The sequence below is a fragment of the Streptomyces sp. NPDC012827 genome (genome assembly GCF_042900905.1).
In the GTDB taxonomy this organism is placed as follows: Bacteria; Actinomycetota; Actinomycetes; order Streptomycetales; family Streptomycetaceae; genus Streptomyces; species Streptomyces gulbargensis.
Window position 1 is genome coordinate 275977 of record NZ_JBIBBY010000011.1, and the last position, 21468, is coordinate 297444.

A 21468-nucleotide genomic window follows, 5' to 3' on the forward strand; every position below is an offset into this window, starting at 1 on the left:
CGGCGGTACGCGCGTGGTACGGAGAGGTGAAGGGGGCGGCCGGTCAGGAGTGGCGTACCGGAGGGAGCGGCGGCGGGTGCTGGGATGTGCGCGCCGGACCTCCCACCCCACGTCACCGTCGAAGGGACCGCCCGTGACACCCCGTACACCCGAGAACCCCGGAAGAACCGCTGCCCGGACCGCCGGGCTCCTCGCCGCCGCCGCGCTCGCCCTCGGCGGGCTCGTCGCCGGAACCGCGCCCGCCCAGGCCGCCGCGCCCGCGCGGACGGTCCCGTTCGCGGCGGCCCCCGCCGCCGACCCCGCGACGGTCACCGTGACCGGCAGCGGCAGCGCCTCCGCCGCACCGGATCTGGCGATCCTCTCCATCGCGGTGGAGGCCGACCGCACGACGGCCAAGGAAGCGATGGCCGCGCAGACCACCGAGGCCGAGAACCTCCTGCGGGTGCTCCGCGCCCAGGGCATCGAGGACCGGGACATCCGGACCGACAGCCTCTCCGTGATGCCCGTCTACACCCAGACCTCCGGCGGCGAGAGCAAGGTGAGCGGCTACCAGGCCGTCCAGTCCTTCTCCGTGAAGGTCCGCGCCCTCGACCGGGCCGGCCAGGTCATCGGCGCGGTCAACGAGGCGGCGCGCGACGCGGGCCGCGTGAACGGCGTCGTCTTCGACGTGGCCGACCCGGGCGCCCTGCGCGCCAAGGCCCGCGAGGCGGCCTACCGGGACGCCCACGAGAAGGCGCAGCAGCACGCCCGCCTCAGCGGCCACCGCCTCGGCCGGCTGGTCTCCCTCGGCGAGGGCGAGTCCATCCGCCCCGGCCAGGGCGCCGCGTCCCCGTCCATCTCCGCCGACGGAGCCTCGGTCCCGCTGGCCCCCGGTGAGATCGAGGAGCACGTGACGGTCTCGGCGGTCTACGAACTCCTCTGAGCGCCGCCGCCGGATCCGTACGGAGGGGGCCCGGGCGGCGCCTGCCGGGGCCGGTCCCGTGACGGCCCCCCGCTCCCGGGCCGCCGCAGCCTCCGGCCCCGCACGGCGCCGGGCCCCCGTCGCGGCTCGGGCGGCCCCGCCCGAGGCTCAGTCGGCGCCGGCGGGTTCAGGCCCTGTGGACGGGTCCGGCCCGGGTTCCGCTGCCTTCCCCCGCCCGCCGCCCGCGGTGACCTCCGGGAGGCCCAGCTCGCGCGCGAGGGCCGCGTCGGCCCAGTGGAGCATCGCGGCCCGGGTGAGAGGGGCCGCATAGGCCGTGGTCTGGATGGCGAGGCCGTCGAGGAGGGCGGTCAGACGGAGGGCCGCCGCGGGCGGGTCGGGGCAGCGGAACTCGCCCGCCGCGTCGCCTTCCGCCATCACCCGGGCGAGGGCCGCCTTCCACTCCTGGTCGAGGGAGGCGGCGACCCGCCGCAGCTCCGGGTCGTGCAGGGAGGCGGCCCAGCTCTCGATCCACAGGCGCCAGCCCTTCGCGTGGCCCGTGGGGGCGTACCAGCGCACGGCCGCCCGCAGCCGCCGCACCGCCGGGACACGCCGGCCGAGCAGACGCCGCAGATGTGCCAGATCGGCCTCGGCCGCGTGGGCGAACGCCGCGGCGACCAGCCGTTCCCTGGTGGCGAAGTGGTAGATCACCAGCGCGTTGCTCACGCCGAGCGCCGCGGCCACGTCGGATATCCGGAAGGCGGCGACGCCCCGCTCCCCGATCTGCCGGACGGCGGCGCGCAGCAGCTCCTCGCGCCGCTCCGCCACGGTCAACCGGACTCTCGCCACGGCGCGCAGCCTACAAGGACGCCGCACCGGTCGTACCGCTCCCCGGCCGGGGCGGCCGTACTCCTCGGGGCCCGCCCATAATGGAACGACCCCCAGAGATCAGGAGGTCCTGTGACCGGTACCGGCTCCGACCGTTCGCTCCGGGCCCGGCTGCGCGTACCGCGCCCCGAGTCCTTCGGCGCGGACCCCACGGGGGAGCGCCTCGCCCGCATCCACCGCTCGCCGAACTTCGCGGACGGCGCCTTCCGCAACCCCGAGCCGGCCCGGCGCGGGCCCACCGGCTCCGCCGTCGCCTTCGCGCGCGTCTACTTCGAGAAGGACGGCCGTTCGCGGCGCGCCCCGCTCGGCGCGATCCCGGTGCACCCGACCACCGTGGCCGACCTCGCCCGGCCGCCGGCCACCGGCCTGCGGCTCACCTGGGCCGGGCACTCCAGCATCCTGGCGGAGATCGACGGCCACCGGGTCCTCTTCGACCCCGTCTGGGGCGAGCGCTGCTCGCCCTTCCCCTTCGCCGGCCCGCGGCGGCTCCACCCGGTGCCCGCCCCGCTCGCCGCGCTCGGACCGGTCGACGTGGTCGTGATCTCGCACGACCACTACGACCACCTCGACCTGCCGACGATCAAGGCGCTCGCCGGGACCGGCACGGTCTTCGCCGTGCCGCTCGGCGTCGGCGCGCACCTGGAGCGGTGGGGCGTGCCCGCCTCCCGGCTGCGGGAGCTCGACTGGAACGAGTCGGCGGACGTCGGGGACCTGCGTCTGACGGCGACCCCGGCCCGCCACTTCTGCGGCCGGGGCATACGCAACCGGCAGCACACGCTCTGGGCCTCCTGGGTGGTGCGCGGGCCCCGCCACCGGATCTTCCACAGCGGCGACACCGGCTACTTCACCGGCTTCCGGGACATCGGGGCCGACCACGGGCCCTTCGACGCCACGATGATCCAGATCGGGGCCTACTCGGAGTTCTGGTCGGACATCCACATGACCCCCGCCGAAGGGCTGCGCGCCCACCTCGACCTCCAGGGCGGCGAGCCGGCCGGGGTCCTGCTGCCCATCCACTGGGCCACGTTCAACCTCGCCCCGCACGCCTGGGCGGAGCCGGGGGAGTGGACGAAGGACGCGGCCGAGGAGGCCGGGCAGGCGGTGGCGTTCCCCCGTCCCGGCGAGCCGTTCGAGCCGGCGGGGAAGCTGCCCTCGGACGCGTGGTGGCGCGGGATCTCCCGTCCGGTCGCCCACCTCTGGCGGCGTCCCAATCCGGCGCAGGACCCCGGCGGGACCACCCGGCGTGATCTCGACCTGGCGGGCGATCGCTGAGGCCGGCGCGGAAGGGCGGCGGAGGGGAGGGCGCGCCGGCGCGTCATCCCCTCTCGCGCGCGACGGGCCCGGACGCGGCCCCGGGTGTGGACCGTCGCCACCAGGGACGGCGGGTCCGCGGGTGGACGGCCCGGCCGAGGCGCCGTCCGATGAGCAGGTAGCCGAACAGCGCACCCGCCGTGTTGAGCAGGACGTCGTCGATGTCGAAGGCGCGTCCCGTGATGAGGGCGCCCTGGGTGAGTTCGACGAGCAGCATGGTGCCGGCGGTGACCAGGGCCACGCGCAGGAAACCGCGGGTCCTGCGGGACAGCAACGGCAGGAGCAGACCGAAGGGGAAGCCGAGGGCCAGGTTGCCGCCGAGCTGCTTCACCGTGTCCACGAAGGCCGGCCTCTGGAGGTAGGCCTCGATCGACCGGCCGGGCGTCAGGTTCGTGTGGGTGAGGCGTTCCGACGCGGGCGACTCCACCAGGGTGAGCTTGGCGAGCACGAGGGCGAACGCCACCATGCCCGCGAGCGCGAGCAGGGCGACGAGCAACCGGACGACTCTTCCCGGACCGCGCGGACGGGGCTCCTCGACGACCGGCTCCGGCCGTGCCGCATCGGCGTCCACGGGGCGCGCCGGCGGCGCCGGTTCCCCGCCCTTGTCGAAGGGGTCCGGCCCGTCGGACCACTGAGGCGCCTGCGGCGTCCCCCGGTCACGTCGCCGGATCTTGAAGGGTCTTGTCCACTCGGTCATGTGCCTGCTCCCCCAGGTGTGGGACCGCCTGTCTCGGGGCCCGCGTACCCGTGACGGGTGGCGGTATGCGGTGGGACGGTGAAGCCGCCCCACGGCCCTCAGCGGACGCCGTGGCCACAACTTGGCCCGTTCGGGCCGGAGTTGGACATGTCGTGCGGTTCGGCGGGCAGCAGACGGACATGGGAGAAGACACCGAGAACAGTTCCCCGCGCCGCGGGCGGCGGGACCGGCCCGGCCGGAGATGGCCCGTCGCCGCCGTCGTCCTGCTCGCCCTCGCCCTCGTCCTGATGCTCGTGGGGCAGGTGCTGCGCCTGCCCGGGCTGGACGTGTTCGGGACGGAGATCAAGGATCGCTCCGGGCCGGCCGTCCTCAAGTCCGTCCAGGACATGCACCGGTACGAGGGAGCCGCCGGCACCTACCAGGTGGTGGTCGACCTCGAACGCGACGCCCGCTTCCTGCCCGACGCGATCCGCGGCACCCGGACCCTGTACGTCGCGACGGGCGGCGTCAGCGCCTACGTGGAACTCGGCGGGATCGGGGAGGATGCCGTCACCGTCGACGCGAAGCGCACCACGGCCACCCTGCGCCTCCCGCACGCCCGTCTCGCGAAGCCCGCCCTGGACCCGGAGCGCTCCTACGCGGTCTCGAAGGAGCGGGGACTGCTCGACCGGCTCGGTGATCTCTTCTCCGACAATCCCGCGAGCGAGCACTCCGTCCACGTCCTCGCCGCACGGAAGATCGGCGAGGCGGCCCAGGAGTCCGACCTGACGGCCCGCGCCGAGCGGAACACGACCGCGATGCTCCAGGGGCTGCTGCGCGCGCTCGGGTTCGAACGGGTGACGGTCACGTACGTCTGAACCGGGGGGAGTAATCGGCCCGCCCGCTCACGCCCGCCCCCGCTCACGCCCCGTCGAGGGCCGCCAGCCCCTCCTCCCAGCGGGCGCGGCGCTCGGCCTCCCGCTGGTCCCACCAGGGCGTGCCCCGCTCCCCGAGCGCGACCTTCGCCATGTGCACCCGGTCCCGGGCGGCGCGTTCGGCCGCCGCGTCCTGGGCGCGGCGGGCCGTGGCCACGGCCCGCCGCGCGGCCATGAGGTGGGACCGCAGCCGGGCGGCGACGTCCTCGGGCACCTCGGGGTCCGTGGCCCGCCAGCGCCGGCCCTTGACGATCACATACCGTCCGTCGGGGGTCCGGAGGGGCTTTTCCGCGTCAGCCGTCACCTTTCCCAGCCTGGCAGACACCGGGCGGCCCGTCGTGTCCGCCGCCACCGCTCCCGGGGGGAACGGCGGCGCTCCGCCGCCCCGGACGGAAGCCCCGCACGGGTCCCCCGCCGCCGGCGGACCTCAGAACGCGTACCGTACGCGCAGCCAGGGAGCGCGTGACTCGATCATGGTGCGCATCGTCTCCACCGCCTCGCGTTTGACCGTGTTGCGGTAGCGCACGTTCAGGGCGCCGTTCTCGGACCTCTTGGGCTGCTGGAGATCCGGCCGCCACAGGACGTCCTCGGCGCGGGGGTGCCAGCCGAGGTTGACCCCGTGCAGGTCCTGGTTGTGGGTGAGCATGATGATCTCCGCCGCGGCCTGCTCCTTCACGCGCCGCGGGAGTACGTCGTCCATCATCCGCAGCAGGTCGTCCCAGGCCTCCCGCCAGCCCGGGCGGATGACCACCGGGGACAGGTTGAAGTGCACCTCGTACCCGGCGTCCAGGAAGTCGGCGGCGGCCGCGAGGCGCGCGGGCACGGGGCTGGTGCGGATGTCGAGGAGGCGGGAGTCGTCCGGCGGCATGAGGGAGAACCGGATCCGCGTGCGGCCCTGGGGGTCCAGCCGCAGCAGATCGGGGTTGACCAGTTTCGTCGCGAAGGACGCCTTGGCGGTGGGCCAGCGGCGGAAGGCGTGGACGAGGTCGGCGGTGTTGTCGCTGATCAGGTCGTCGACCGAGCAGTCACCGTTCTCGCCGATGTCGTAGACCCACGCCCGCTCGTCGCACTGGTTGGGTTCCCTCTTCGGGCCGGTGGCGGCGACGTGGCGGCCGAGGGCGCCCAGGACGCGGTCGACGTTGGTGAAGACGGTGATGGGATTGGCGTACCCCTTGCGGCGCGGCACGTAGCAGTACGCGCAGGCCATGGCGCACCCGTTGGACAGACCGGGGGCGATCCAGTCGGCGGAACGGCCGTTCGGCCGGACGGTGAGGGAGGAGCGTTCGCCCAGGACCAGGGTCTCGGTCTTGATCCTGACCCAGCGCTCGACGTTCCCCTCGTTGCCGTGCAGGTGCGGGATGCGCCAGTGGGATTCCGTCTCGACGAGCCGGGCCCCAGGGAAGCGCGCGATGATCTGGCGGCCCCGCCACGACGCGGCGGCGGCCGGCTCCGCGTGGATCTCCGCCACGCGCAGCAGCCTGTGCGCCTCGGGCCCGTCACGGAACGGCCGGTCCTCCCGGTCCCCGGCCGCCGTGGCCAGGAGGTCCGCCACGTCGAACAGGCCTTCGGGATCGCCGGCCGGCTCCTGGGGACGCCGTCGCATGTCCGCTCCGATCCGCTTCGTCACTCACCTTCCCCGGCCCGAGGATCTTGACCGTTACCGAGGTGTTTGTCCCAGTCTACGGAGGTGTGGCGTCACCGCGTGGACCAGTGGCGGCCCTGGTGCGGGGCCGCGGTCCGGGGCAGGTGGGCGGGGAAATTCCGCTCTCACCGTGGGTCACCGTCCCGACGCCGCGGCGGCCCCGGTGATCGGCGGCTCCCCGGGGCCGGCGAGGATCCGGCGCCGGCGGACCGGGGGCCGCGAGCGCCCCGTGACCGGATGCGGACCGGGAGGGCCGGCGGCCGGTCCGGCGGATTCCGGTCACGGCCGATTCCGGTGGGGGGGCGGGGCACCACGGCACCTCCGCCCTCTTCCGTTCCGGCCTGCCAGCGTCGACCCATCGCCTTTCGGCCATCGGTTCTCGGCCTGGCGTGCGAGGGGTGATACCAGACTCGGGCGCTCTACGGGTAAGTTTGCCAACTGCGCGCCGCCGAGGATCGGTTGGCGACTACAGTGTGTGGTCGATGATCATCGGTAGGCTCATCGGAACCACACACCTCACCCCCGCACGTACCGTACGCAGCACCCGCACGACCCCCGGCACCACACCCCCGTAGTCCACCCTCCCCGTCGAACATCCCGCAGTACGCCGATTCCCGGGCACGTACCAAGGACACTCATGTCTCAACTTCGCGCACCCTCCTCGCGGTCCGAACGCCGCGAAGGCGGCCGGCACGGCCGGTCAGGCGCCCGCTCCGCCCCCGGTACCAGCGGCAACCCACCGGCGCGGACCCCCGGACAGGTCCCGACGGAAGCCCGCATACGACCTCAGCTCCTCCGCACCTCCGTGCTCCCCGCCGTGGCGGTGGCCCTGGGCGGCGCGGCCGCCGTCCTCTTCACCATCCGCTCCACCGGCGCCAGCCCCACCCCCGGCCTCTGGGCCGCGCTCACCGGGGCCGCGGCCCTCACGGTCGCCTCCGTGACCGCCGCCGCGCTCGGCGCCGACCGGGCGGCCAAGGCCGTCCTGGACCGCTGCAACGCCCTGCGCCGCTCCAGCGCCCGCAGTCAGAGCGAACTCCGCGCGATCGTGGAGCAACTGCGCCGCGGCGAGAGCCCGCCCCCCAGGCCCGCGCTGCCCACGACCGCCCCGTCGGGCGACGAGTTCGACCTGCTCGCCCAGGAACTGAACCGCTCCCACGAGGCCGCCGTCGCCGCCGTCGTCCAGGCCTCCCGGCTCTCCAGCAGCGTCGGCAACGAACAGAAGGTCGAGGTCTTCGTCAACCTCGCCCGGCGCCTGCAGTCCCTCGTCCACCGCGAGATCCAGCTCCTCGACGAACTGGAGAACGAGGTCGAGGACCCGGAGCTGCTCAAGGGCCTGTTCCACGTCGACCACCTGGCCACCCGCATCCGCCGTCACGCCGAGAACCTCGCCGTGCTCGGCGGCGCCATCTCCCGCCGCCAGTGGTCGAACCCCGTCACCATGACGGAGGTGCTCCGCTCCTCCATCGCCGAGGTCGAGCAGTACCCCCGGGTCAAGCTGGTGCCGCCGATCGACGGCACGCTCCGGGGCCACGCGGTCGCCGACGTCATCCACCTCCTCGCCGAACTCGTCGAGAACGCCACCCTGTTCTCCGCACCCCACACCACGGTGCTCCTCCGCGCCCAGTACGTCACGGCCGGACTGGCGATCGAGGTCGAGGACCGGGGCCTGGGCATGCCGGTCACCGAGCAGAACAAGATGAACGCCCTGCTCTCCGACCCCGACCAGGTCAACGTCGCGCACCTGCTCCAGGACGGGCGCATCGGCCTCTTCGTGGTCTCGGCGCTGGCCCGCCGGCACGGCATCGCCGTCCGGCTCCAGTCGAACATCTACGGCGGAGTCCAGGCCGTCCTCGTCCTGCCGCAGGGCCTGCTCGGCGCCGACCCCGAGGGCCTCGCCCAGCACGAGCGGCAGGCCGCGGCCGCCGCCGGGTCCCCGGCCGTACCGCCCCAGCAGGTGCAGCTCCAGAACCAGGGGCAGCCCACCGCCGCACTCCAGGCACCGGCCGCGCCGGCGCCGGCCGACGCGGCACCGGCCGTCCCGGCCCCCGCGCCCCGCACCCCGGCGCCCGTCCGTCCCTCCGCACCCGCCCCGGAACCGGCCACGGCCCGGCACGAGGGGTCCGCGGCCCGCCCCGAGGAGGCCCGCGCGCACGCCACACCCCCGCCCCCGGACCCGTACTCCCGTACGACCCCGCCGGTGAACGGCTTCCAGGACCACGGGCCGGCCCCCACGTCCGGCCCCGCGGCCCCGATACCGGCCCCCTCGGCCGGCCCGGAACCCACGGCACGCCCGGTCCCCCCGGCCCCCCGTACCGAGGCCCCCGGCCGGCCCCTCCTGCCCAAGCGGCGCGCCCAGGAGCACCTCGTCCCACAGCTGCGCGACGAGCCGGCCGCCCGCAAGCCGGAGGAGCACGCCCTGCACGACCCCGGCCTGATGGCCGCGTTCCAGCGCGGAATCGGCCTCGCCGAATCCCAGCCCGCCCCCCATGAACCGCTGCGTCCCGGTGACGCGCACAAGGAGTAGATGCACCATGGCGAGCAATGTGCCGACCGGCCATTCCTCGGATCTCGACTGGCTGCTGAGCGGCTTGGTCCAGCGGGTCCCGTACACCCGCAACGCGGTTCTGCTCTCCTCCGACGGTCTCGTCAAGTCCGTCCACGGCCTCGACCCCGACGCCGCCGACCACATGGCCGCCCTCGCCTCCGGGCTCTACTCGCTCGGACGCAGCGCGGGCGCCCGCTTCGGCGACGGCGGCGAGGTGCGCCAGGTCGTCGTGGAGCTCGACTCCACCCTCCTCTTCGTCTCCACCGCGGGCTCCGGCACGTGTCTGGCCGTGCTCGCCGGACGCGAGGCGGACGCCGCGGTCCTCGGCTACGAGATGGCGATGCTCGTCAAGAGCGTCCGGCCGTATCTCGTCACCCCGGCCCGGCAGGCGGCCGGAGCGGCAGGTGGCACAGGGCAGTGAACGCGACCCCCCATCAGGACGGGCCCTGGCTCGACGACGCCGCGGGCCGGCTGATCCGCCCCTACACGGTGAGCGGCGGCCGGACCAAGCCCAGCACCGCGCTGGACCTGCTCTCGATGGTGATGGCGACCGGTACGACCCCGCAGCCGCACCTGGGCCCCGAACACAGCCTGGCCCTCGGGCTGTGCGACGGGCCCACCTCGGTGGCCGAGATCGCGGCGCACTTACGGCTGCCGGCCGTCGTCACCAAGGTCCTCATCTCCGACCTCGTGGACTGCGGGGCGCTCACCGCCAGGGCGCCCCGGTTCCACGCCAATCCCACCGACCGTTCCTTGCTGGAGGCAGTGCTCGATGGCCTACGACAACGGCTCTGAGCGCCACGACAGTTCCGCGACCGATCCCTTCCCGACCGCGCTGAAGATCCTCATCGCGGGCGGGTTCGGCGTGGGCAAGACCACCTTCGTGGGCGCCGTCAGCGAGATCGAACCGCTGAGCACCGAGGAGCTGCTGACCTCGGTCAGCGCGGCCACCGACAGCCTGGAGGGGGTGGAGGGCAAGACCACGACCACCGTCGCCATGGACTTCGGCCGCATCACCCTCGACGAGCGCAACGTGCTGTACCTCTTCGGCACCCCGGGCCAGGAGCGCTTCTGGTTCATGTGGGACGAGCTCTCCGAAGGGGCGCTCGGGGCGGTCGTTCTGGCCGACACCCGCAGGCTCCAGGACTGCTTCTCCGCCGTCGACTTCTTCGAGCGGCGGGGCATCGAATTCGTCGTGGCGGTCAACGAGTTCGACGGCGCCTACCGTTACGACCCGGACGAGGTGCGGGCCGCGCTGGACCTCAAGCCGGAGGTGCCGGTCGTCCTGTGCGACGCCCGGATCTCCAGTTCGGGCATCCGTACCCTGCTCACCCTCGTCCAGCATCTGCTCACCACCATCCCGGCCGCCGCGCCGAGCTTCGGAGCCACGTCATGACCTACGATCCGACCGGTCACCTCCTGCTGACCCCCATCGACAAGGACGCGCCGGCCCGTGTGCAGCGGCTGCGCGAACTGGGCCTGGGGGAGCGGCCGGAGCCGGCCTTCGACGAGTTCGCCCACCGGCTCGCGGACGTGACCGGCGCCCCGTACTCGATGGTCAACTTCATCGACGAGAACCGGCAGTTCTTCGCCGGACTGCACACCCCGGCGGGCACCCACTCGGGCAGTGACCTCGGCGCGGCCGCCGCGGGCGCCGGCGGGGTCGGCCGCTTCATGGCCCGCGACCACGGGTACTGCCCGCACGTCGTCGTCCGGCGCAAGGCCCTCGTCCTGGAGGACGTCTGCGACTACCCGCGCTTCGCGGGCAACCCGGTCGTGGACGAGATCGGCATCCGCTCCTACATGGGCGCTCCGCTGATCGACCGTACCGGCGTCGCGCTGGGCACCATCTGCGTGGTCGACACCGACGTCCGGCCGTGGGGACGGGCCGGGCTCGAGACGATCAAGGCGATGGCGGCGGAGCTCGTGGAGCAGATCCACCGCCGTGAGGACGGCATGTTCTGAGCCGCCCACGCGACGGCCGGGCCCGGGGACGGACACCACCGTCCCCGGGCCCGGCCGTAGGGGGGTGCCGTCAGATGTGCAGCGGATCCGGCGCCGGGGTGCGGACGACCTCCGACAGCCGCTCCGACCAACTGCCCTTGTCCTGGCCGAGGGCCACCTCGGCCAGCCGGAGGAGCTGGATGTCGGAGGTGCCGGCCGGGGCGAAGATGTGGTGCGCGTCGCGGACGTACCGCTCGATGGGCCGGTCGGTGAACAGGCCGGCGGCGGCATGGATCTCCATGGCGTTACGGCCGGAGTCGATCGCCGACTCGACATTGACCAGCTTGGCGTTCATGAGCTCCGCGTCGCAGGACAGCCCCTGGTCGAGCAGGTGCACGGCGTGGTACGCGGCCAGCCGGGCCGTCATCAGACGCGACTGCATCTGACCGAGCTTCAGCTTCACCGTGGGGAGGTCGGAGAGCGGCTTGCCGTAGCGGATGCGCTCGGTGGCGAAGCGGGTCGTCTCCTCCAGGATGGCCCGGTGGATGCCGAGGGAGACGGCGGTGAGGTTGGCCCTGCCGTACAGGACGCTGGAGGAGTACGCGACGGAGAGGCCGTCCCCCTCGTCGCCGAGCCGGTTGGCCGCCGGAACCCGGCAGTTCTCGAAGATCAGCTCACCGAAGCTGAAGCCGTGCAGCCCCATGGCGGCCTGCTGCGGGCCGGTACGGAACCCCGGACGATCGGATTCGACCAGAAACGCGGTGAGTCCCTTCGAACCAGGCCCCGTTCTGACCACCACTCCGTGCAGATCGCCTACGTGGCTGTTGCCGACGTAGACCTTGCTGCCGTTGAGGATGTAGTCGTCGCCGTCGCGCACGGCACTGGCGCTCATGCCGAGGACGTGGCCGCCCGACTCGGGCTCGGTCACGGCGATGGTCGGCAGACAGTCACCGGCGGCAATGGCCGGAAGCCAGGTCTTGCGCTGCTCGTCGCTGCCGAAGTGGACGATCTTGGCGGTGCCCAGCTGCGAGGCCTGGACCATGGCACCCATGGCACCGCTGACCCGGGAGAGCTCCTCGATGATGATGGTTTTGGCCAGATGGCCGGCGCCCATCCCGCCGTACTCCTGGCCGATTGTCGCTCCCAGCCAGCCCTGCTCGGCGATCATCCGGGACAGCTCGTGGTGAACCGTCCGGGACTCCTCCATCTCGGCTATTCGTGGCCGAACCTCACGCTCTGCGAAGTCACGGACCGTTTCCCTGAGCTCGTGATGCAGCCGACTGCTGAAGTAGCCGTCCATTCGAGTCCCTCCCCTGCGAAACGCCTGCTCGGTGGGTCCGAACAGGTGGTGCATCGGCAGTGGTCCCGTCCCGAACAGGCCGACCTCTTCATGGTGTTGATCTTTATGGGACGGATCAATATCGCCACAATTTTTGTCCGAAACACGAGCTGTTGACGATTGAAACCGACTGTGTTTCGTGTGCTCTTGGCCTGCTCGGTCCGATCGGGACGCCCTGCCCCGTGGGCATCTTTCTGCCACATGCCAAGGGCAACGAACCGCCGGGCATATGGCCAGGACCCTTCCCGGGTCACCTCATGAGCCCCTTCATCCCCAAACGAGCGGCATTCCGGATCTTGAGCCCGGCGTGAGCGCCCCTGGAATCCCGGGGCCGCCGCCGCTTCGCTCCCCCTCCGCCCCCACCCGCCGGGGGCGCGCGGAAGCACTCACCGGCGCCCCCGCGCGTCACGGAGCGTGACCGCCTCCCTGTCACGCCCCACCCGTCGGCCGACCGGAAAGGGGTTCGTGACCACCGAGCAAAGTGCGGTATTGTTCTCGTGTGCCTGAGCCGGGGGGAAACCCCAGGTCAGACGGGCAACGGGACGTGGCGCAGCTTGGTAGCGCACTTGACTGGGGGTCAAGGGGTCGCAGGTTCAAATCCTGTCGTCCCGACTCGAAAGAGTCGCAGGTCAAGGGGCCGTTTCAGAGTGATCTGAAACGGCCCCTTGATCATTTTTGGGGACCACTGAGGGACCAACTCGTCCCGACCGGGTCAGCGGGCGACTTCACCATCTCCGCGACCCTTCCGCCGCGGCACCCCTCCCACCAGGGGTCTGACGGCCGGCGGGCCCCGGTGCGCGTACGCCATTCCCCGCCGCACCGCCGGCCTCGCCGGCCGGCGCGGACCGAACACGTCATCCCTCGCCTTCTCCGCCGCTCCCCACCGGCAACCGGAATCGAGCCGCCACCCCTGTCCGGCGTACCGCGCGCGCCGACCGTGCTCAGTAGCGAAGGAGCCCTGCGTCGATGCGCTCCCAGGCGGCCCGCAGTTCGGCGAGCCGCGCCTGTTCGAAGAGTGCCCGGTCGGCCTGCTCACGGGCGTCCTCGGACAGGTGGAAGAGCTGGTCCCGGCCGGACCTGCCCCGGTAGTACTTCCAGTCGCCGCGGCGCAGTGCCCGCTCGCCCCGCACCCGCCAGAAGAGGTCTCGCTCGGGCACCTCGGCGCCGTGGAGCAGGTGTCCGGCGAGGCTGATGCCGTCGAGGGGGTACGCGGGATGGGGACGGGCGCCGGCCAGGTCGAGGAGGGTCGCCGTCCAGTCGGGCGTGAACACCGGCAGGTCACTGACCTGGCCGCCGTCGATCCGCGCCGGCCAGCGCAGGATCGACGGAACCCGGATGCCGCCCTCCTGGAGCGAGCCCTTGTTCCCGGCGAGCGGCCAGTTGTAGGAGAAGCGCTCCCCGCCGTTGTCGCTGGCGAAGAAGACGAGGGTGTCCCGCTCCTGGCCGGAGCGCTTCAGCGCGTCGAGGACCTGCCCGATCGAGCGGTCGAGGTCCTCGACCATCTCCGCGTACTTCTCGATCGAACCACCGTCCTGGTGCCAGAGGGCGGAGCGGTCACCGGACTTGATCCGGCGGACGATCTCGGCGCTCGCCTCCTTGTCGCCGTCGGCTATCCACGGCCAGTGAGGAGTGGTGAAGTTGAGGTTGAGCAGCCAGGGCCTGTCGTGGTCGCGGCTGACGTACTCGCTCGCCCGCTCGGTGAGGATCCGGGTGTAGTAGCGCAGGTCCTTGTACTGCGCGTCGCCCTCGTAGAGGTCGTACTCACCGCCCAGGCCGAGCTTGGAGTAGTACTCCAGGGCTCCGCCGAAGTTGCCGAAGAACTCGTCCCAGCCGGAGCGGGTGGGGGAGTAGTCGGGAAGGTAGCCGCAGTGCCACTTGCCGATGAGGGCGGTGGCGTAGCCGGAGTCACGCAGGAGCGAGGCGAGCGTGGGGTGGGTGGGCTCGAGTCCGACCGACTTGTCGGCGATCGGCTCGGCGAGCCCACCCTTCGTACGGCCCGGGTAACGGCCGGTGTAGAGGCTGAAGCGGGTGGGCGAGCAGGTCGCGGAGCCGGAGTACGCGTCGGTGAAGCGGACGCCGCCGCGGGCGAGGCGGTCCAGGTGGGGGGTGCGGATGTGCGGGGAGCCGTAGGAGGAGAGGTCCGCCCAGCCCAGGTCGTCACCCAGGACGAAGAGGATGTTGGGCCGCCGCGCGTGGCGGCGCGGGTGCGCGGCGCGGAAGGGGCGCTCCCGCTGTTCGGCCGGCGTCGCCTGCGCCGAGGGCGCGGTGGCACCGAGGACGGCCGCGGCGGCGGCACCGGCGGCGGCCCCGCCGAGGGCGCGGCGGGACAGGGGCGTGGACATACGGGTCTCCATGAGGGCGTGCGAAGGTACGGGCAGGCCTCCGGGCCCGGCAGGCGGGGACGGCGCCGCGACCGGGGCGGGGGCGGAGGAGGGTGTGGTGGTGGCCGGGGAGCGGAAGGCCGACTGGTCAGAGGCAGCGACAGGCCGCGCTCGCGACACGGACGAGGTCCACGTGCCGGCGCTGGACGAGGGTGACCGAGCGGTCACGCGGGGGCTGCATGGGCCAGGAGTCTCGCCGGGACGGACGAGACGCGTCAACGGTGGAAGGACCGTTGACGCGCGTAGTTCGCATGATCGACACGCACCGTCGGGCAGGCGGGAGCGGCTTCCGGTTCGTTCCCCCTGCCGCCGCCCCCTTTTGCGGGCGCCGGCAGCGTGCTGATGGCCCAGGCTGATCGTGGAGTCGACCGACACGGTGCACTCCAGGGCTCCGACGGAGTCACGCGAACGTAGGCGAGCCCAGGTTCCGTCCGTTCCCGTCAACGAATGCCTGTGACCGGCACGCGGCCTCGTCTCAAGCGGCGACGAACGAATCCCTCAGCTCAACGACCCACCTGTCAGGCCGAACGGACAGAACCTACTTTCGGGACACGGCCCGGGGCGACGAGCTGCAACGGCTCCGCCGCGGACCGGAGCCGGCGAGCGCAGACTTGAGTCTCCCGCGGGGGGAGACAGGAAGGTGAGCTCATGGACGGCGACACCCTCTACTCGATCGGCGAACTCGCCCAGCGCACCGGGCTGACGGTGAAGACCATCCGGTTCTACTCCGATCGGGGCATCGTCGAGCCCGCCGACCGCACCACGCCGGCTACCGGCTCTACGCCCCGGACACCGTCGCTCGCCTTGCCCTCGTGCGAACACTGAGAGAACTGGGACTCGGCCTCGCCATGATCCGGCGGGTGGTGGACCACGAGCTCACACTCAGCGAAGTCGCCGCCGAACACGCGGCCGCACTTGACGCGCAGATCAGCATCCTGCGTCTGCGACGGGTGGTTCTGACAGCCGCCGCCCTACGCGAACCCACCCCCGAGGAGATGGAACTGATGCACCAGCTGGCCACGCTGTCCGAAGCCGAACGCCGACGCCTGATCGACGACTTCCTCAACAGCGTCTTCGAAGGCCTCCACCGCGGCTTTCACCACGCCGCGGCTCGGCGTTCCATGACGCCCGAACTCCCCGACAGCCCCACGGACGAACAGATCGCAGCATGGGTGGAGCTGGCTGAACTGTCTCTGGACCCCGATTTCCGTGCCAGCGTGCGGCGCCTGACCGAAGACCACGCGGCCGCTCTGCCCGATGACGCCCCCATGCCCCCTCGCCCAGACGTGATCGCCATTGTCCGAGATCTCGTCGGACCGGCCGTGGCCCGCGCCATCAGCCCCGCCTCGCCCCAGGCCGATCCTGTCGTCGCTGCGATCGCCGCCCACTGCGCGCTCGCCCACGGCCGTCCTGATGACGCCGAACTGCGCCGGTGGCTGCTGCACCGTCTGCAGGCCGCGAACGATCCGCGCAGGGACGAGTACTTCCGGCTGCTCGCGCTCATCAACGACTGGCCGGCACCGGAACGCCTCACCCCGGTGATCGACTGGTCCGTCACGGCTCTGCGGACACGGACAGCCCGATGACGCACCCACCCCACAGCTGCACGCGGCGCTGAAAGCTGCCGCTGCCACGGATCCTCGGCACCCCGAGCACGACAGGCACCGACGGACTGGACCCCGCGGGCCATGACCCAGTCGGGTGGCGCCCCTCGCCGTCCTGATCACGGTGCCCCCACGTCACACCCGAGGACGCACTCCGGGCCGAGACGTCGACGTCGGACCATCGACACAGGTGCGGGGGACGGGGCTCGCTCCGCCGGGGGAAACCCTTGTTCGGGACGGATATCCGACGGGTTGCGGGGCAGGCGGAGCCCTGGAGGTTGATAGCAATGGTTCCCCTTCTGTTGGTTCTGCTCCTCGCCCTGGTCCTCTTCGGGGCCGGGTTCGCGGTCGAGGCGCTGTGGTGGATCGCCGTGATCGTGTTCGTCGTGTGGCTGCTGGGCTTCCTGGTACGCCCCAAGGGCGGCACCGGCCGCTGGTACCGCTGGTAGCGGAACCCGGAAAGTCATCGACATGTGCACGCGAAGCTCTGCGGGCGCCACCCACCGACGGGGTGGCGCCCCCACCCTTGTCCCGGGCCCGGCCGCGTCCCCGTGGAAGACGCCGCCCCGCCCTCCGTACCCTGTCGGCGTGCGGCCCGGGGGAAGGGCGGCAGTCACGCGAGGAAGGACGGGCGATGAGTGAGGTCATGACCAGGGGGGAGCCGCTGCGCCGGCCGCTGCTGTCGGCGAGCGTGACCTACCAGGACTCCGACGTGGGGGCCGGGGTGATCGCGGCGGCCCGTGACTTCGTCGCCGACTTCCTCACGGCCGCGCCGAACACCCGGGGCAGGCCGGTCTCCCCGGACCATGTCGATCTGGCGCGCCTGGTGGTCAGCGAACTGGTGACCAACGCCGTGCGCCACGCGCCCGGCCCCTGCGAGGTCCTCGTCGAGCGCTTCGAGAACGCCCTGGACATCTCCGTCACCGACCGGCTCGACGCCGTTCCCGTCACCCGGCCCCGCGACCCCCGGCGCATCGGGCAGCACGGCCTCGAGATCGTACGGGCGGTCTGTGAGAGCGTGACCGTGGAACCGCAGCGTTCCGGGAAGCGCGTACGGGCCCGTCTTCCTCTCGTCTGACACCCCCGTCGGGCGGCCCCGGAGGGTCGTGAATAATTTTTCTCGATCCGCTGACGTTTTTCCGGCATGAGCCGCGCAAGTGGGGGTACGCGGAACCCCCACGGGGCAACCGCTACCGACGTACGAGAGAAGGTCATCAGAGTGCCGACCGAGGTGACGACGGACACGAGGACTGGCGTCGAGACGGGGATGGGGGATCTTCCCGTACTCGAATCCCCCCGCGAGGTCGCTCCCAAGGACGCGCGCGAGCTGTCGAAGGTGTTCTTCGAGAAGCTGGCGGTGACGGAGGAGGGGACGCATGAATACCAGTACGTACGGAACACGCTGATCGAGATGAACATGTCGCTCGTCCGCTACGCGGCGGGCCGCTTCCGCGGCGCCCGCGGCGACGAGATGGAGGACATCGTCCAGGTCGGCACCATCGGCCTGATCAAGGCCATCGACCGCTTCGACCTCTCCCGGGAGGTCGAGTTCACCACGTTCGCCGTCCCCTACATCGTCGGCGAGATCAAGCGCTTCTTCCGGGACACCTCCTGGGCGGTCCACGTACCGCGCCGGTTGCAGGAAGCCCGGGTGGAGCTGGCCAGGGCGACCGAGGAGCTGAGCTCGCGCCTCGGCCGGTCGCCGAGTGTGGCGGAGCTGGCGAGCCTGATGAACCTCTCCGAGGACGAGGTGATCGAGGCGCGGATCGCCGCCAACGGCTACAACTCGGCGTCGCTCGACGCGGCCATCGGTCCGGACGGCGAGGACGACGCCACCGCGCTCGCCGAGTTCATCGGCGTGGAGGACCCGGCGCTCGAACTCTTCGAGGACTTCCACACTCTGGCGCCGCTGCTCAGCAAGCTCGACGAGCGCAGCCGCCGCATCCTGCACCTGCGGTTCGTCGAGGAGCGGACGCAGTCGGAGATCGGCAAGGAACTCGGCATCTCCCAGATGCACGTCTCCCGGCTGCTCTCCCGCAACCTCACCCGCCTGCGCGAGGGCATGCTCGACCGCTCGTAGGTGAAGGACCGGCGCCGTCCGGGCGCCCACGACGGAACGGCCTCACCAACCCCCTTCTGGTGAGGCCGTTCCGGCGTGTTCCGGTGCGGCCGGTCCGGCCGGGCGGGAAGGGTCAACGGGGGCCCTGCCGTTCCTCGGCCGCCCGCCGTCGCTCCCTGCGCTTCAGCGTCTGCCGCTCGTCCTCCCGCAGACCGCCCCACACACCCGTCACCTGGCGGGAGTCGTCCATGGCCCAGCGCAGGCACTCCGCGCGCACCGGGCAGTGCCGGCAGATCGCCTTCGCCTCCTCGGCCTGGATGAGCGCGGGTCCGCCCGTCCCCACCGGGAAGAAGAGGTCGGGGTCGGCGTCCTGGCAGGCGGCCTGTGCGCGCCAGTTGTCCAGCATCGGTCATTCCTCCTGTCGTCCGTGTTCAGTGATCCGTATGCGTTCATGCCTGTACGACCGGGTGCGTCCGCCGGTGCGGAACTCCGGAGTCACGGTCCCGTGAGAAGCCGGGAGGTCTCGGCCGCCCAGTCGATCCGCGCGGCCTCCTCCCCCTCCGGCACGGCGGCGTACGTCGTCGCGAGCCAGTCCCGCAGCCCCGCCCGGTCGACGTCGACCATCGCGTACGCCCCCGCCTGACCGAGCCGCAGGCGTACGCGGCCCTCCCGCCCGCCGCAGCGCAGCGGCCACAGGCGGACATCGCCCTCGCCGCTCAGGACACGCGTCCCGGAGCGCAGCAGATCCCGCGAGAAGGTCCAGTCCACGACCCGGCCCAGGGAGAGCCGGAAGGTGACGCGGACCGCCCACGGATCGTCGGGGTCGTAATGGAACGTGGTCTCGACGGGCAGGTCGCTCTCGCCCCGGACCTGGCGGGCCGTGATGTTCCACGGCGCCACGGGGGATGCGGAAAGCGGCCTCGCGGGCAGGGGCGGCTGGGTGGTCTTGTCCCGGCTCGAGTCAGACATCGTCACCAGTTCCGTGGGGGGAGAGCGCGCCGGGCCAGACCGGCGCCGTACCTCTCCCTCGTAACCCCGGAACCCGGTTTCACGCATCTTCCCGGCCCCCCGAACGAGGGAATGTGCCGGCCCGGCCGGGGCACGCGGACTCCAGGCGGAGAGGCCCCGCGGTCCCTCCGCCGGACACGGCACACCGAAGGGCCGGGGCGGCGGCGAGCCGCCCCGGCCTTCGATCACCTGAGGAGTGGTCCCGTATGACGGAGCACGTGTGGAGCTATCGGCCGGCCGCCGGCCGTCCGGCCGGTACCGACCTGACCGGTTTCAAGGTCGAGGCGACCGACGGCGCCATCGGCAAGGTGGACAAGCACTCCGACGAGGCCGGGGACGCCTATCTGGTGGTGGACACCGGCCTGTGGATCTTCGGCAAGGAGGTCCTCCTGCCGGCGAGCGCCGTGGTCCGGGTCGACCCGGAGGAGCGGACGATCCACGTCGACCGGACCAAGGAGCAGATCAAGGACGCCCCGGAGTTCCACCGGGAGAAGCACCTGGAGGACCCGGACTACCGCACCCGGCTCGGTCTGTACTACGGCCTGGGCGGCCCCTTCGGCGGCCCGATGGGCTGACGGGAGTCCGTGAAGGCCCGCCGCCGCCCCGGCGCTCCCGTTCGGTGAGGGCCGCGGGGCGGCCTTCCCGGGGGATCCGGTCAGAGGCTGAAGTAGAAGCGCACCGTCGTCCCCGTGTCGCCGGTGTGCACCCGCACCAGGTCGGCCACGTAGTGGACCAGCATCAGGCCCCGTCCGCCGATCTGTCCCGGCCGAGGGGGGCGGCGTCCCGCCAGGGGGTCGGTGAGGCGGCCCGCGTCGCGGACCTCGCAGACGAGGTGACCGGCCTCGGTCCCGATCGTCAGCGTCCCCCGCCCGCCCCCGTGCACCACGCTGTTCGTGGTCAGCTCGGCGACGGCCAGCTCGGCGTCGCCCAGCCGCTGCCCGGTCAGTCCCAGCCGCGCGGCCTGCGCGGAGGCGAACCGGCGGGCCGCCGGAAGCTCGTCACCGCCGAAGGCGAAGACGGCGGTTCCGTCCAGCGGCTCCAGCGTCTCGTTGTACCGGGCGACGACCGCCTCCCAGTCGTAGACGTCGCTGTTCTCCTCGCGCCCGTCACTGATGAGTGTGGGATGGGTCATGCGGGCGTCGGCGATCACCCGCGGGTCCAGTCGCGCCTCGTCGTACGGGCACAGAATGGTCACGGCACGGCCCTCGAAGGCCGCGTTGATCAACGCCTCGTGCTGGGCGCACGCCGGGTACTCCACAGCGCTGCGCCCCGCCCAGATCGGCTCACCGATGATCCGCACCCGCCCCGTGGGGTGGGCGTCGGCGAAGCCGCGCAGCACCCGGGGGATGATCCGCCCGGGGTTGCGGCCCACGTCGGTCATGTCCAGGAGGAGGACGCCCTCGGCATCGGCCCCGAGACCGTCCCGGATCAGCTCCAGGTTCGGACCGGGCACCGCGACCGCCAGTGGCTCACCGCCGGCCAGGCCCTCCCGCAGGAAGTCCACCGTCTGCCGCGCGTACTCCGCTTCGGTGCGGTAGAACAGCGCGGGGTGCACGAACGTCTCGTCGGTGCTCACCGTGCTCATCGCCGCACCACCTCGATCTGCGGGAGCTCCGGCCAGAACATGTCGAGGACCCGCAGCAGCTGGGGCGGAGGATGCTCCACCACCATCCGTCCCTCGGGCAGGCCCATGGCCGTGACGGCCAGTGCCGTCGCCCCGGCCACGTCGACGAAGACGAGGTCGGTCAGTTCCACGTAGGTCACGCCGGTGTGCTGCCCGGCCAGCCGGGACAGGGCGTCCTCCCAGGACCGGCGGGTGAGCTCGGTCACCTCACCGCCGACACGTATCCCGGAACGACCGGGCAACGGGCTCACCTCCAAGACGGCCCTCGTCGACCCCGTCACGCCGGACCCGCCCACCGCATGCGGGACATCTCCGCTCGGACTCCTCACGATCCGCCCGCCACCCCGGGCCCCCTCTCGGGTCCGCCGGGTCCGGCGGGCAACGTCTTCCGGTGCTCCACCCTATCGTGGTACGTCTCCGAAGCGGACCGGCGCCGCCTCCCGGGGCCGTCGGCGGCCGCGAACCGCACGGTTCCGGCCCGTTTCGCCCGGACAGGATTGGAACCCCGCTCCCGTGGACATACGGGAGGGCGGCGCGTGTGTCACGGGCCCGCGCCGCCCTGCCCGGGGGAGGCGGGGGTGGGTTTGCGGGGGCCCGTGAACCGTGGGGTAGCC

Annotated in this window: 23 protein-coding genes, 1 tRNA gene and 1 pseudogene; 14 read left to right on the forward strand and 11 right to left on the reverse strand. The window is 72.4% G+C overall.

The features are described 5' to 3' along the window. The first annotated feature begins 133 nt into the window (after window positions 1–133). Window positions 134–922, forward strand: a complete 789-nt coding sequence (locus ACFY60_RS24585) for an SIMPL domain-containing protein (protein ID WP_388617092.1) — start codon at window positions 134–136, stop codon at window positions 920–922. 147 nt (window positions 923–1069) lie between these two features. Here ACFY60_RS24585 and ACFY60_RS24590 read toward each other — a convergent pair whose 3' ends face one another. Next, complete coding sequence (locus ACFY60_RS24590; RefSeq protein ID WP_388617095.1) at window positions 1070–1747, reverse strand: TetR/AcrR family transcriptional regulator; 678 nt, start codon at window positions 1745–1747, stop codon at window positions 1070–1072. A 111-nt stretch (window positions 1748–1858) separates the two neighbouring features. Here ACFY60_RS24590 and ACFY60_RS24595 point away from each other — a divergent pair, with 111 nt between their 5' ends. Beyond that, entirely contained in the window at window positions 1859–3058 is a 1200-nt protein-coding gene (locus ACFY60_RS24595) for an MBL fold metallo-hydrolase (protein WP_388617098.1), read from the forward strand. Between the two features lie 43 nt (window positions 3059–3101). Here ACFY60_RS24595 and ACFY60_RS24600 read toward each other — a convergent pair whose 3' ends face one another. Next, window positions 3102–3794: a VanZ family protein gene (locus tag ACFY60_RS24600; protein WP_388617101.1), complete on the reverse strand. Its 693-nt coding sequence runs from the start codon at window positions 3792–3794 to the stop codon at window positions 3102–3104. A gap of 179 nt (window positions 3795–3973) precedes the next feature. On the opposite strand from ACFY60_RS24600, the gene ACFY60_RS24605 reads away from it, so the two are divergent. Continuing rightward, window positions 3974–4651: a DUF4230 domain-containing protein gene (locus ACFY60_RS24605; RefSeq protein WP_388617104.1), complete on the forward strand. Its 678-nt coding sequence runs from the start codon at window positions 3974–3976 to the stop codon at window positions 4649–4651. A 43-nt stretch (window positions 4652–4694) separates the two neighbouring features. Here the strand turns inward: ACFY60_RS24605 and ACFY60_RS24610 are convergent, their stop codons facing one another. Next, the gene (locus ACFY60_RS24610) at window positions 4695–5012 is read right to left on the reverse strand and encodes a hypothetical protein (protein WP_389459379.1); all 318 of its coding nucleotides are present in this window, start codon (window positions 5010–5012) and stop codon (window positions 4695–4697) included. Window positions 5013–5135: 123 nt separating this feature from the next. Beyond that, window positions 5136–6311 carry a spore photoproduct lyase family protein gene (locus tag ACFY60_RS24615; RefSeq protein ID WP_388617107.1) on the reverse strand — a complete coding sequence of 392 codons (1176 nt, stop codon included), beginning with the start codon at window positions 6309–6311 and terminating at the stop codon, window positions 5136–5138. Between the two features lie 676 nt (window positions 6312–6987). Between ACFY60_RS24615 and ACFY60_RS24620 the strand changes: the two genes are divergently transcribed. From ACFY60_RS24620 to ACFY60_RS24640, 5 genes are read left to right on the forward strand one after another with little or no spacing between them, the layout of a single operon-like run. Further along, entirely contained in the window at window positions 6988–8874 is a 1887-nt protein-coding gene (locus ACFY60_RS24620) for an ATP-binding protein (protein ID WP_388617110.1), read from the forward strand. Between the two features lie 7 nt (window positions 8875–8881). After that, window positions 8882–9316, forward strand: coding sequence for a roadblock/LC7 domain-containing protein (locus ACFY60_RS24625; protein ID WP_309055214.1), 435 nt, complete (start codon window positions 8882–8884; stop codon window positions 9314–9316). Further along, window positions 9313–9690 carry a DUF742 domain-containing protein gene (locus tag ACFY60_RS24630; protein ID WP_388617113.1) on the forward strand — a complete coding sequence of 126 codons (378 nt, stop codon included), beginning with the start codon at window positions 9313–9315 and terminating at the stop codon, window positions 9688–9690. Before ACFY60_RS24625 ends, ACFY60_RS24630 begins: the two co-directional genes overlap by 4 nt. Then, a complete protein-coding gene (locus tag ACFY60_RS24635; RefSeq protein ID WP_388617116.1) occupies window positions 9668–10291 on the forward strand; it encodes an ATP/GTP-binding protein in 624 nt (207 codons plus the stop codon). The genes ACFY60_RS24630 and ACFY60_RS24635 overlap by 23 nt, the downstream gene beginning before the upstream one ends. After that, on the forward strand, window positions 10288–10860 hold the full coding sequence (locus ACFY60_RS24640; protein WP_388617119.1) for a GAF domain-containing protein: 573 nt from the start codon (window positions 10288–10290) through the stop codon (window positions 10858–10860). Before ACFY60_RS24635 ends, ACFY60_RS24640 begins: the two co-directional genes overlap by 4 nt. 70 nt (window positions 10861–10930) lie before the next feature. Here ACFY60_RS24640 and ACFY60_RS24645 read toward each other — a convergent pair whose 3' ends face one another. Continuing rightward, window positions 10931–12139, reverse strand: coding sequence for an acyl-CoA dehydrogenase family protein (locus ACFY60_RS24645; RefSeq protein ID WP_388617122.1), 1209 nt, complete (start codon window positions 12137–12139; stop codon window positions 10931–10933). A 577-nt stretch (window positions 12140–12716) separates the two neighbouring features. Between ACFY60_RS24645 and ACFY60_RS24650 the strand changes: the two genes are divergently transcribed. Further along, a tRNA-Pro gene (locus ACFY60_RS24650) sits at window positions 12717–12790 on the forward strand. A gap of 329 nt (window positions 12791–13119) precedes the next feature. Here the strand turns inward: ACFY60_RS24650 and ACFY60_RS24655 are convergent. Next, the gene (locus tag ACFY60_RS24655) at window positions 13120–14520 is read right to left on the reverse strand and encodes a sulfatase (RefSeq protein ID WP_388617125.1); all 1401 of its coding nucleotides are present in this window, start codon (window positions 14518–14520) and stop codon (window positions 13120–13122) included. Between the two features lie 127 nt (window positions 14521–14647). Further along, complete coding sequence (locus ACFY60_RS24660) at window positions 14648–14740, reverse strand: putative leader peptide (protein ID WP_362661460.1); 93 nt, start codon at window positions 14738–14740, stop codon at window positions 14648–14650. A gap of 467 nt (window positions 14741–15207) precedes the next feature. Here ACFY60_RS24660 and ACFY60_RS24665 point away from each other — a divergent pair. The 4 genes and pseudogenes from ACFY60_RS24665 to ACFY60_RS24680 all read left to right on the forward strand — a co-directional run bounded on the left by ACFY60_RS24665 (window position 15208) and on the right by ACFY60_RS24680 (window position 18243). After that, window positions 15208–16145: pseudogene (locus ACFY60_RS24665) on the forward strand (MerR family transcriptional regulator). A 305-nt stretch (window positions 16146–16450) separates the two neighbouring features. After that, window positions 16451–16612: a hydrophobic protein gene (locus ACFY60_RS24670; protein ID WP_388617130.1), complete on the forward strand. Its 162-nt coding sequence runs from the start codon at window positions 16451–16453 to the stop codon at window positions 16610–16612. Between the two features lie 185 nt (window positions 16613–16797). Next, window positions 16798–17241, forward strand: coding sequence for an ATP-binding protein (locus ACFY60_RS24675; protein ID WP_388617133.1), 444 nt, complete (start codon window positions 16798–16800; stop codon window positions 17239–17241). A 189-nt stretch (window positions 17242–17430) separates the two neighbouring features. Beyond that, window positions 17431–18243: an RNA polymerase sigma factor SigF gene (locus tag ACFY60_RS24680; RefSeq protein ID WP_388617136.1), complete on the forward strand. Its 813-nt coding sequence runs from the start codon at window positions 17431–17433 to the stop codon at window positions 18241–18243. A 112-nt stretch (window positions 18244–18355) separates the two neighbouring features. Here ACFY60_RS24680 and ACFY60_RS24685 read toward each other — a convergent pair whose 3' ends face one another. Further along, window positions 18356–18625, reverse strand: coding sequence for a WhiB family transcriptional regulator (locus ACFY60_RS24685; RefSeq protein ID WP_388617181.1), 270 nt, complete (start codon window positions 18623–18625; stop codon window positions 18356–18358). A 92-nt stretch (window positions 18626–18717) separates the two neighbouring features. Next, on the reverse strand, window positions 18718–19191 hold the full coding sequence (locus tag ACFY60_RS24690) for an SsgA family sporulation/cell division regulator (RefSeq protein ID WP_388617139.1): 474 nt from the start codon (window positions 19189–19191) through the stop codon (window positions 18718–18720). A gap of 245 nt (window positions 19192–19436) precedes the next feature. Between ACFY60_RS24690 and ACFY60_RS24695 the strand changes: the two genes are divergently transcribed. After that, complete coding sequence (locus ACFY60_RS24695; RefSeq protein ID WP_388617142.1) at window positions 19437–19805, forward strand: PRC-barrel domain-containing protein; 369 nt, start codon at window positions 19437–19439, stop codon at window positions 19803–19805. An 80-nt stretch (window positions 19806–19885) separates the two neighbouring features. On the opposite strand, the gene ACFY60_RS24700 is transcribed toward ACFY60_RS24695, so the two are convergent. Next, a complete protein-coding gene (locus ACFY60_RS24700; protein ID WP_388617145.1) occupies window positions 19886–20815 on the reverse strand; it encodes an anti-sigma factor RsbA family regulatory protein in 930 nt (309 codons plus the stop codon). Continuing rightward, window positions 20812–21060, reverse strand: a complete 249-nt coding sequence (locus ACFY60_RS24705; RefSeq protein ID WP_388617148.1) for a hypothetical protein — start codon at window positions 21058–21060, stop codon at window positions 20812–20814. Before ACFY60_RS24705 ends, ACFY60_RS24700 begins: the two co-directional genes overlap by 4 nt. Between the last annotated feature and the right edge of the window lie 408 nt (window positions 21061–21468).